This is a genomic window from Vibrio sp. C8 (assembly GCF_054051265.1).
This window is the reverse complement of sequence record NZ_JBPAOE010000004.1, coordinates 134651-145526: the sequence shown is the minus strand read 5'-3', so window position 1 is coordinate 145526 and position 10876 is coordinate 134651. Positions and strand designations below refer to the sequence as shown.

The following is a 10876-nucleotide window of genomic DNA, read 5'->3' as shown; positions in this document are numbered from 1 at the left end:
GGGAGGAAAAATCACTACTTTTTTCACTCAAAACTTCGCTGAAGACGACAACCATTATGAACTAAGAGTCCCATATACAACTTATAAGGATGCCCAAAACTGTATTATTGAGTTAAGAGATATTACCGTAGAAGCGTATAACGCTTATGATAGCGTGGGGTTTGCTCAATTACGCATCTATCAAGCGGGAGATCGTTACAACAACAAGCCTATAGATCTCAGTTCAAAAATTGAAGCCAAAGATTGTAATGGCCATTTATACCAATGGTCAAAAGGTGTATGGAAGGGAATTATCGGATGCTACTACTTTACTGACGATAAAAAGTTATCCAAAGAGTCAGAAACGAATGCAGAAAAAGTTTATTTCGATTTCTCTCAATTTAATGATGACACTGTCATCACCTACAATATTCTAGCAGGCGACGATTACCGTAGCGAACCTGTAGAACCTCAGGAGAAATGACCTTACTCAATAAAAAGCGACAAAGGATATGGTTCATTGGACTGGTTGTTTTGGTTGGTGGCGCCTATTGGAGGACTCAGTCTGCAAGCATTACGCCGCCACAAACTTACATTCGCCTCTCGGGTGTAAAACCAACAGACGCGACGATCAAAGCTTGGGCTAACTACATAGCCAGTGGTGATGAGTGTGAATCCTACTCTTACGATATGTTTGGGCAAAAAGCGCATCAGGGATGGGGAAATTACCACTTTTTCACTCAAAACTTCGCTGAAGACGACGATCATTATGAACTAAGAGTCCCATATAGTACGTATACGGATACCCAAAGCTGCATTATTGAGTTAAGAGATATTTCCGTAGAAGTATATAACGCCTTTGACAGCGTAGGATTTGCCCAGTTACGTATCTATCAAGCAGGTGATAGCAGTTAATGATGAAGAGAACTACGGCAATTTCTGGTCAGTATTGCGGATAGGAGCGATTGATAAATTTCATGCGGCCTCCATCTGGGAGATGATTAGTACCTTTATGGAACAAGGCGCTAACGCCATTGGTGAACCCGCCCCACTGACGTTAGAAGGTGTTATTGAACAGCACTGTCAGGCTCACAAGGTTAAACGGGAAGAGTTTAGTAATGCGACCAAATACTGGTGGTATATCAACGGTACCATGCTGGGTACTTGGCGAGTGAACTATGAAATGCGCAAACTCAATCAACGTACTGAAGCCTTTACCGAGGTAGAAGCGTAGAGTAAACCACTACCAGAAAGTGAGTGGCAACAACCGAGTGCGCAGCTTAACCATGTGAACGACATACTGGCACGCAATGAATATGCTCAAGGGCATACTATTCTATCGATTGGCGACGCATGTGCTCGATATATGCAGAGAGAGGAAGTTAATATTGAATAGGCAAAGCCGGTTTTCTCCATTAGTTTAGTTATAAAAATCGGTACGTCTTTTTACTATTTCAAATCAGCTTGAATGTGGTAGACGCACCTCCCTTCTAGCGTCGCTGTACCAAACTAAATGTATGGCCCACTAAAAGCTATTCTCAACTTTAAAGTTAATTAACTCTTTTTAGCCCATTCAGGTAAGTTTTGAATGTGATCTTCCCAATCCACAACGTCGATTTCATATACGACTTTATTGCGAACACTTTCACCTTCTGTATGCATTGCGGCTTTTGAACCGGTGATAAGTGGGTGCCATTGCGGTAGAGGTTCAGCTTGAGACAGTAATCGGTATGCGCAGGTATCTGGAAGCCAGTGGAACTCATCGATTTTGTCGCGAGTGAGTTTCAAGCACTCTTCGCCCGATTCAAAACGGTTTGGGTAGTCCTTACAAGCGCAGGTATTGCTATTTAGCCAGCTACAAGCAACGTTGGTGTAATACACCTCATCACTGTCTTCATCCATCAGCTTATGCAAGCAACACTTACCGCAGCCATCGCACAGTGACTCCCACTCTGCTTCTGTCATTTGTTCTAGTGTTTTGCTTTCCCAAAATGGTGTCGTCATTGCTGAATTCTTTCTGTCTGTAACCGGGGGACGTGTTATACCGCCCCACCACATAAAATTCAAGGGCAAATATGCTGAAAAAAACGTCGTAAAATGTCTACCACTACTGCTTTTTCTGTTAACATCTGCGACCTTCTTTTTGCTTATACTTGTGGTAGGTCATGATGAATTGTCGACTTGGATGTGGTGCATGTTGTATCGCACCTAGTATATCTTCTCCAATTCCGGGGATGCCGAATGGAAAGCCTGCCGGTGTACGATGCATTCAATTGAATGACGATAACTTATGCAAGTTGTTTGGCAAGCCGGAGAGACCAAATGTCTGCCACGATTTCAAACCCTGCCCAGTGGTTTGTGGCTCAACCAATCAAGAAGCTCTGCAAAATCTCACTGAACTCGAACAGTTAACCTAGTTTCAGCCATTTTTAGATCTAAGTACCACTTTTGAAACAGAATAATTTCCCTTTACTCTAAGTGAGTTGCCTTTTTCTACTACGCTTCAGGTGTGTCTTTGTTACATATAGGAATGTGACTATGAAGAAATATCTCGCAGAGCTAGTAGGTACATTTTGGTTGGTTCTCGGAGGTTGTGGCAGCGCAGTTTTAGCTGCTGGATTTCCAGATGTCGGCATTGGCTTGCTAGGCGTATCACTCGCTTTTGGTTTAACGGTTCTCACCATGGCGTATGCCATCGGTCATATCTCAGGCTGTCACTTAAATCCTGCAGTTACATTTGGTTTATGGGCTGGCGGTCGGTTTGAAAGTAAAGATATTCTCCCTTATGTTCTCGCTCAAGTCATTGGTGGTGTTATCGCCGGCGGCGTGTTGTATGTCATCGCTACAGGTCAAGCTGGTTTTGATATTGCTGCCTCTGGATTTGCAAGCAATGGTTATGGAGAACACTCTCCCGGCGGATACTCTTTCATGGCCGCTCTGGTGAGCGAGTTGGTTATGACAGGCGTTTTTTTGTTTGTCATCATGGGCGCGACGGACGCTAGAGTGCCGAAAGGTTTTGCGCCCATTGCTATCGGCTTGTGTTTGACTCTCATTCACTTAATCAGTATTCCGGTAACGAATACTTCAGTTAACCCAGCTCGAAGCACTGGCGTGGCTGTTTTTGTGGGTGACTGGGCGATGTCGCAATTGTGGCTGTTCTGGGTGGCGCCTATTGTGGGCGGAATGATCGGAGCCATAGTCTATAAGATTGTGGATGGCGAAATAAAAGAAATTGATTGAAGATAAACAAAAGCCGCTGTGACAAGCAGCGGCTCTGGATGCTAAAGCGAATTTTAGGAAAGCCTTTGGCGACCTAGTAGAGAGTGGGACAATGTAGTGCCATCAACCAACTCTAATTCACCACCAACAGGTACACCATGGGCAATACGACTTGCCGATACTTGATGTTCACGGCATAGCTCAGCAATATAGTGCGCTGTCGCTTCGCCTTCTACCGTCGGGTTGGTTGCTAAAATAACTTCGCTGATCCCGCCTTTTTGAAGACGGAAATCCAGAACATCTAATCCAATATCACTTGGGCCTATGCCATCAAGTGGAGACAAGTGCCCCATCAAAACAAAGTAACGTCCCGAAAACTGGCCTGTTGCTTCTAAAGCAGCAATGTCTGCTGGGCTTTCAACCACACAAAGTTGGCCGTTTTCCTGACGTTTAGGATTGTTACAGATATGACAAGTTTCTTCTTCAGTGAATGTTCGGCATTGGCTGCAATGGCCAATATCCACCATTGCCTGACCAAGAGCTTCGGCGAGAAGTAACCCACCTTTTCTGTCGCGCTGTAACAAATGAAAGGCCATACGTTGGGCAGACTTGGGGCCAACCCCAGGCAGACAACGTAAGGCCTCCATCAAATGCTCCAGCATATGACTGGTACGCATCAATCACCTACTTTTTAGAAAGGCATCTTCATGCCTGGTGGTAGTTGCATACCGCCAGTAACTGCAGCCATTTTCTCTTTTGATGCTTCTTCAATACGACGAGCAGCATCGTTAAACGCAGCTGCAATCAAATCTTCCAGCATTTCTTTGTCGTCTTCCATCAAGCTTTCATCGATGTCAACACGGCGAACACTGTGGCTACCAGTGATTGTAACTTTTACCAAACCTGCACCAGATTCACCGGTGATTTCCATGTTTGCGATTTCTTCTTGCATCTTTTGCATGCGATCTTGCATTTGTTGGGCTTGCTTCATTAAGTTGCCCATTCCGCCTTTACCAAACATCTTTATCTCTCTGGTTTTATCTTTGATTGTTTCACATACAGTGGGGATAAAAGATTAAAATCTCAACCCCACCGTTTCGGTTAAATTGGTCTTACGCTGTCTTTATCAAGTTCGGCGCTAAAGCGACGCTCAATAAATTGTACATTAGGATCTGTCGATAGTTGGCTCATGGCATGAGAAAGTTTCTCTTGGTATAGCCTTTCGCGCAGTTCGAGCGGTGTTTCACCTTCTTCGCCTAAAGAGACCGAAAGTACACACTCTTCACCTAATTTTGCGTTAAGCGCTTGTAGCAGCTCGCTTTGAGCTTTATCCGTATTCAGGTGAGCATGGCTGGAGCGCAATAGCAGCTCGATAACATTACCCTGTTTCTTATACACAGAGTTAAGCGCCAGTTGCTCAACAAGCTTCGCCGTTTCTAAGCTTTGAATCAAACTCGCCCATTCATTTTGAGCGCAAGCTTCATCAATGAGCTTAGCGGTCATCTCTGGTGTTTTTTCATGCTCCAGAGACTTTTTAATTTGAGTCGGTGTCAGTTCTTTTTTTACTTCAACTTCAGCAACTGGCTGAGTTGGACGCCATTGATATGCTTCTTGATCTTCAGGTTCGTTGCTCTCATACGCTGGCGACATCGGCGAAGCGTTCTGAGCACGTTGTGCCACTCGCTCTAACACCGAAACAGGTTTTGCAGATGCCGCTTCAGACTTTTTTGAGCCATGACCTGTGTTTCCTTGACCAGCATTTCCTTGCTGATTCAAACCTTCACGCTGTGAACGCAACTGATGTCTTAACCCAGTTAAAGGCGACGATGGTTTGCGCTCCTGTTGAGGCGGTTCTGCAACGGTTGGCTGTTCTACAGGAACATAAGGTTCCGGCTGAGAAACAGGAACATAAGGTTCCGGCTGAGAAACAGGATTCATCGGCGCCTGTTGGGCATCACGCGGCGCGTTATATTGCTCGGTATGATTCTGTGCAGGTAGACTCTGAACTGGCGCTGATTGTGGCACAGTTTGAGCCGGAGCCGCAGAATGTTGCGGAGCACTTGGTGCTACAGGAGCCGAAGGCGCGACATGAGGTCTCGGAGCTACAGGTGCTTGAGTGGCTGGCTGAGCTACTGTGGCTGGTGTTGCAGGTTCACTTTGCGTCGATATTGCTGAGGTCAACGACACTTGAGATGGTCTGAATGCCATCATTCTCAAAGCGATCATTTCCATACCGATACGCCCAGTCGGCGAAGCAGCAAGGTCAGTTCTGCCTTTCAACGCAATTTGATAGTAAAGCTGCACATCCTGAGGTGTCAGAGACTTCGCTAACCATTCAATTTTGTCAGCATCTGGAGCCGATTTATCTAAGCTGGCAGGTAGTGCCTGAAACATGGCGACGCGGTGCAATTGGCTCGCCAACTGCTGAAGCAGTCCATCCCATTCAACACCATTCTGCGCAAATGTCTCAATCGATTCCATTACCATTTGAGGTTGTTTGGAGCTGATTGATTGCAACAGGTGAAGCGCTTGGTCAGTATCAAGTGTACCTAACATGTGCGACACAATATCGTTGCTCACATGATTGTTACCTAGCGCAATCGCCTGATCGGTTAAGCTCAACGCGTCACGCATACTGCCATCAGCGGCATGAGCAATAAGACCTAACGCCTTGTGCTCAAATGCGACGCTTTCTTCAGTAAGAACATGCTCCAGTTGTTGCTGGATATTTTCGATACTGATCGGCTTTAGATGAAACTGAAGACAACGAGATAAAATCGTCATCGGCAGCTTCTGAGGATCGGTGGTCGCAAGCAGGAACTTCACATACTCAGGCGGTTCTTCCAACGTTTTCAATAATGCATTGAAACTGTGGCGCGACAGCATGTGAACTTCGTCTATCAGATAAACCTTAAAGCGACCACGCGCTGGCTTATACTGGACGTTATCGAGAAGCTCACGAGTATCTTCAACTTTGGTGCGCGACGCCGCATCGATTTCTAATAAATCAACAAAACGTCCTTGGTCAATTTCTTTACAGGTTGCACACTCGCCACAAGGCGTTGATGTTATACCTGTTTCACAATTGAGCCCTTTCGCAAAAAGTCGTCCAATCGTCGTTTTACCTACACCACGAGTACCACTGAACAGGTACGCATGGTGAAGCTGATTGTGAGCCAAAGCATTTTCTAAAGCTGTTAATACATGGGCCTGCCCTACCACTTCTTTAAACTTGGTAGGACGCCATTTACGCGCTAAGGCAAGATAACTCATGAAACCTTCCGTTGTAGATGTTTATACCTAATTAGTCTATTCAGCCACTGGACTGTTAGAAACCAAACTGTCCGACAACTGAAAAGGTATTAGTGGCCTTCAAATTCACAAATGCTGTAAACGTTTAAGCCTAAACCTTCTAAACGCTTGTCACCACCAATTTCTGGTAGGTTGATAACAAATGCTGCGTGTTCTACTTCACCGCCAAGTTGGCGAATCAGAAGAGTTGTCGCTTCGATAGTACCGCCTGTCGCTAGCAGGTCATCAACAACAAGTACTTTGTCACCAGATTTAATAGCATCTACATGAATTTCCAGTACATCTGTACCGTATTCCAATTCATAAGATTGCGCGATGGTTTGACGAGGAAGTTTACCCGGCTTACGCACTGGTACAAAACCTACGCCTAGTTCTAGAGCTAGTGGTGCACCGAAAAGGAAACCACGAGCTTCTGTACCTACAACCTTGGTAAATCCCATATCCTTGTACTTATCAACCAATAACTGAATAGTTGCTTGATATGCTTGAGCATCTTCCAACAGACTCGTTACGTCACGGAACAAGATTCCTGGCTTTGGATAGTCTTGAATTGATTTGATGCTTGATTTGATCAGTGAAAGAGTTTCGGTTGTCATAACTAAATTAACTTCGGTTCATTCAGTACATGAATCTATGTACTGGTATTAAAATTCCGGCACACCCTAAATTAATATTTCATAGCGCCGAAAAAACAAACGCCCACTACGAAGAGTGGGCACACTTCCCGCTAATGCTAGTGATTTTCTTGCTGGTTAGCAACCAGCTCGTAGGTAGGTATGCGCTGAAACCCAGTGATCAATACCACAAGCCCAAAAAACAGTAGAAGTTTTAACCAAATATGAGGCACAAACCAGATAGAGAATGAAAAACTGGCGATGATAAATAGGGTTCCACGAATCTTCACTTTTCTGGAAACCGCTCGGTTCTGTTGCCAATTTTCTAAAATAGGGCCGAATAAGGCGTGTTGATGCAACCAACTATGAAAGCGTGGGCTACCTCTGACGAAGCAAGCACTGGCTAACAAGATAAATGGGGTAGTTGGTAGCAGAGGAAGGATGATGCCCAGAATGCCTAGGCATACACTCACAGCACCAACAATATTATAGGTGTAACGACGAATACTGATGGTGAAACCTCTGAATTATTAGAAACCCTCGTAGCCACTAAATACGCGAATCCAAGTTAATGTTGCTGGAAGCGTTGGGATCAATAGGGCTGCAATGAAACCTAAAAAATATAAAACGTTATATGGTTCTTTAAAGTCTTTGTCTGCCATGGGTACGTCTCTGAGCTTGTGTGTTGAGTCTTGTTATTGCATCTCGTTAATGACAAGTAAACGAATTGATGCATCATTGTTTTCGGCGCAGACTATACCTCAAACAATTCAACTTAAACACAGAGTAATTGTGTGGTTATTGACAGGTAGATACAAGGCTCACACTCTGCGTAAGTGTAAGCAACTATAACTGATTGAAGCGACCGAAGCCTTATGCTTCGGCACCACGATGAATATCAAGAGAAAAACTACTTACCCCAATCTTACCCAAAGAAAGCTGGCATCCTCCGTGAATCAGAAGATCTTTGGTAATAAAATTTTTCATGCAGTTTTCACCAAGATTCACGCCAGCAGAAATATGTTGCGTCATATAGCCATTTGACCACTGGCTATCTAACCCTGCGGGCAAAATGGACAGTGTTCCGTCCGTTAAGTCTGCCAGACCAAACAGCGCCGACACTGGTTGCGCACAAGGTGAACACTCTAGCCCTTTTTCTAAGATGTCAGCCAAGTCTTTGAGATCCGCGCTGAAACTACGCAAGTTACGCAAGTAATCATGAAATAACGCTCTCACCAATAATGTACTGGCAACGTTGTCTTCATCGTTCGTTGCAGAGTCAACCAAATAGAAAGCAAACTGACCATTCATCAGCCACGCATAGTCAAAGACTAACGGCATTGTATCCGTAGACTGAAGAAGACGATAACTGCACTTCCACACCCCTTGTGAAGTGTCGTTTTCAGGCAACAGAGCGTGCAACAAATCACGGGCTGCATTTGGGTTTGAACGTAGAAAGTCCAAATGCCAATGCAACTCTTGCTCTTCGGGCACATCGCCACCGCCGTCAACACGGAACCATTGGCTGGAAAAATCACGTTGGTCAACAATGTGGTTGTTGGAATCTTCTAAAGTGCTTTCTATTGCACAACCTAAGTGAGCGTGGTTACCAATCGGCTTCGCCAGAAAATCTTTAATCCCATAACGTAAGGCTCTTGCCACATCAGACATCTCATCAGTCGCTGAAACAACAATCAATGGTAACGACGGGTACTCTAAACTGACTTCTTCCACAAACTCTATGCCGTCTAACACTGGCATAGATAAATCACACAAAACCAAATCAGGTTCGACAGTTCTTAGCTTTCTAAGGCCATCCAGACCATTTTCAGCTTCCATCACGTCATAACCCTGCGCCGACAAGTAGCCACTTGTGATACGTCGGAAAATGGGGTCATCATCAACCAACATAATTAACTTCTTGTGTATCGACTCCGCCATCGGTTGCGGATCCATACGAGGATGAGTTTTGTACATAGCCTAACTCCACTATGCGTTTGTTATATGCAATGACGTTGACTTCAAAGCAGGTGAATTCGTTATTTAAAAAGTAGTCAGTAAAAAGGATTTATACAAATATTCCACTTTCAGGTCTTGTTGCATACTATATGTACGCAATGTCTCAAAATCGTCAAACAAGTTGACATGACTCAACCTTTGCTTTCAGATATCCGTATAACTTAAGCAAATTCGTAAAATAATGTGTCAGGAAAAATGAAACTAGACGATCTAAATCTCTTTCGACTGGTGGTCGAGAATGGAAGTTACACGGCAACTTCTCGCAAAACGATGATTCCAGTTGCTACGATCACTCGACGCATTCAAGCACTCGAAGACTCATTGAACTTGAGACTTCTTAATCGCCACGCTCGTAAACTCTCTCTTACAGAAGCTGGGGAACGTTTCTTCAAAGATTGTTCTCCTCTGTTACACCGTTTGGCTTCAATGGCGGAAGAGATCACTGACGAGTGCCGTGGCGCATCTGGCAAACTTAAGATCTCTTCACCTTCAAACCTGACGAAGCGTTTGATGATGCCGATGTTCAATGAGTTTATGAAGCAGTACCCAGAAATTAATATTGAACTGACAACTAGCAATCAAGCAGACCAACTAGACCCAACGGAGTGGGATGTCATTTTCAGAATTGGTCCGCAACGCGACTCAAGCTTAATTGCTCGTAAAATCAGTGAAGTGAAAGATATTTTGGTTGCAAGCCCGACTTATTTAGCTAAGAACCCTGCACCTAAACATGCGGAAGAGCTGAGCCGACATTCATTGCTTAAAGGGCACCCTTTACTGAAATGGCAACTCACCAACACCGAAGGCGAAACGGTTATTAACTTAGATAAAGGTCGTTTCCAAGCCAACACTCTAGATGTGGTACGCATTGCTTGCTCTGAAGGGTTAGGTATTACACTGATGCCTAACGTCATGATTACCGAATACATTGCCGAAGGCAGTCTAGTTCGAGTACTTGATCAGTGGAGTGCGAATCCGCGCGATATCTATATGCTGTATAACCATAAAGACCACCTTCCAGAAAAAGTGCGTCTCTTTATCGATTTTGTTATCGCCTACCACCTGCATTAAAACAATTGCATTAAAACAATTGCATTAAAAAAGGGCCATTCGGCCCTTTTTGCTTATCTCTACTTTCTGTTATCAACGATTAAAGAAACTCGACAAACTTACTGAGTTCTCGCTCAGGCACTTTCATCGTACTGCCTTCTGGAGTACCCAGATAAAGGAAACCGACTACGTGGTCTTCCCCTTCTAAACCAAAAGCGTTTCGCACTTCTGGATGAAACATCAAATTACCTGAACGCCATATTCCCTGAAACCCTTGTGCAACCGCCGCCATTTGCATAGCTTGCACAGCGCAACCCGCTGATAAATGCTGTTCAAACGCAGGTACTTTTTCATGCGGTGTCACTTTGGCAATCACGGTAATTACCATAGGTGCTCGGAAAGGTGCATTTTTCATCTTAGCGACTGCGGCTTCATCATTGTTGTCAGCAATCGCGGCTTTAACCAACACATCCGAAAGTTTATGAAGACCACTGCCCTGTGCGATCACAAAACGCCAAGGTGTCAGATTTGCGTGATCCGGTGCGCGTAACCCAGCACGGATAATGTTTTCCAAAGCTTTGCCTTCCGGAGCCGGAGCAACAAGCTTGGCCATAGAGCGGCGATTGAGCAGCAGTTCAAGAGCATCCATGATAAGTCCTTCTTAAGTGCTTAATTTGTTGAAG

General features: G+C 44.6%; 13 protein-coding genes and 1 pseudogene. 6 read left to right on the top strand and 8 right to left on the bottom strand.

Translation table 11 applies throughout. From position 1 onward, the window contains the following. The 3 genes and pseudogenes from ACRQQK_RS02985 to ACRQQK_RS02975 form a co-directional block, all read left to right on the top strand. Window positions 1-463, top strand: a pseudogene (locus tag ACRQQK_RS02985) (hypothetical protein); the annotation flags it as partial. Next, entirely contained in the window at window positions 460-894 is a 435-nt protein-coding gene (locus ACRQQK_RS02980) for a hypothetical protein (protein WP_457509993.1), read from the top strand. The pseudogene ACRQQK_RS02985 and the gene ACRQQK_RS02980, both read left to right, overlap by 4 nt. Beyond that, the gene (locus ACRQQK_RS02975) at window positions 854-1213 is read left to right on the top strand and encodes a hypothetical protein (protein ID WP_457509992.1); all 360 of its coding nucleotides are present in this window, start codon (window positions 854-856) and stop codon (window positions 1211-1213) included. Before ACRQQK_RS02980 ends, ACRQQK_RS02975 begins: the two co-directional genes overlap by 41 nt. A gap of 320 nt (window positions 1214-1533) precedes the next feature. Here the strand turns inward: ACRQQK_RS02975 and ACRQQK_RS02970 are convergent, their stop codons facing one another. Next, window positions 1534-1983 (bottom strand): YcgN family cysteine cluster protein, encoded by a 450-nt coding sequence (locus ACRQQK_RS02970; RefSeq protein ID WP_457509991.1) that lies wholly within the window; start codon window positions 1981-1983, stop codon window positions 1534-1536. Window positions 1984-2147: 164 nt separating this feature from the next. Between ACRQQK_RS02970 and ACRQQK_RS02965 the strand changes: the two genes are divergently transcribed. Beyond that, window positions 2148-2396: a YkgJ family cysteine cluster protein gene (locus ACRQQK_RS02965; RefSeq protein ID WP_102969287.1), complete on the top strand. Its 249-nt coding sequence runs from the start codon at window positions 2148-2150 to the stop codon at window positions 2394-2396. A 121-nt stretch (window positions 2397-2517) separates the two neighbouring features. Continuing rightward, on the top strand, window positions 2518-3219 hold the full coding sequence (gene aqpZ / locus ACRQQK_RS02960; protein WP_457509990.1) for an aquaporin Z: 702 nt from the start codon (window positions 2518-2520) through the stop codon (window positions 3217-3219). Window positions 3220-3272: 53 nt separating this feature from the next. Here aqpZ and recR read toward each other — a convergent pair whose 3' ends face one another. The 6 genes from recR to ACRQQK_RS02930 form a co-directional block, all read right to left on the bottom strand. After that, entirely contained in the window at window positions 3273-3875 is a 603-nt protein-coding gene (recR, locus tag ACRQQK_RS02955) for a recombination mediator RecR (RefSeq protein ID WP_042486136.1), read from the bottom strand. Between the two features lie 14 nt (window positions 3876-3889). Then, window positions 3890-4219 carry a YbaB/EbfC family nucleoid-associated protein gene (locus ACRQQK_RS02950; RefSeq protein WP_042486139.1) on the bottom strand — a complete coding sequence of 110 codons (330 nt, stop codon included), beginning with the start codon at window positions 4217-4219 and terminating at the stop codon, window positions 3890-3892. Window positions 4220-4299: 80 nt separating this feature from the next. Continuing rightward, window positions 4300-6471, bottom strand: a complete 2172-nt coding sequence (gene dnaX / locus ACRQQK_RS02945) for a DNA polymerase III subunit gamma/tau (protein ID WP_457509989.1) — start codon at window positions 6469-6471, stop codon at window positions 4300-4302. Between the two features lie 89 nt (window positions 6472-6560). Beyond that, on the bottom strand, window positions 6561-7106 hold the full coding sequence (gene apt / locus ACRQQK_RS02940; protein WP_042486144.1) for an adenine phosphoribosyltransferase: 546 nt from the start codon (window positions 7104-7106) through the stop codon (window positions 6561-6563). 137 nt (window positions 7107-7243) lie between these two features. Further along, window positions 7244-7636, bottom strand: coding sequence for a YbaN family protein (locus tag ACRQQK_RS02935; RefSeq protein WP_457510002.1), 393 nt, complete (start codon window positions 7634-7636; stop codon window positions 7244-7246). A gap of 361 nt (window positions 7637-7997) precedes the next feature. Next, complete coding sequence (locus ACRQQK_RS02930) at window positions 7998-9101, bottom strand: response regulator (RefSeq protein ID WP_457509988.1); 1104 nt, start codon at window positions 9099-9101, stop codon at window positions 7998-8000. A gap of 237 nt (window positions 9102-9338) precedes the next feature. Here ACRQQK_RS02930 and ACRQQK_RS02925 point away from each other — a divergent pair, with 237 nt between their 5' ends. Then, window positions 9339-10214, top strand: a complete 876-nt coding sequence (locus ACRQQK_RS02925; RefSeq protein ID WP_042486152.1) for a LysR family transcriptional regulator — start codon at window positions 9339-9341, stop codon at window positions 10212-10214. A gap of 79 nt (window positions 10215-10293) precedes the next feature. Here the strand turns inward: ACRQQK_RS02925 and ACRQQK_RS02920 are convergent, their stop codons facing one another. Beyond that, entirely contained in the window at window positions 10294-10842 is a 549-nt protein-coding gene (locus ACRQQK_RS02920; protein WP_188234124.1) for an NAD(P)H nitroreductase, read from the bottom strand. Window positions 10843-10876 lie beyond the last annotated feature (34 nt).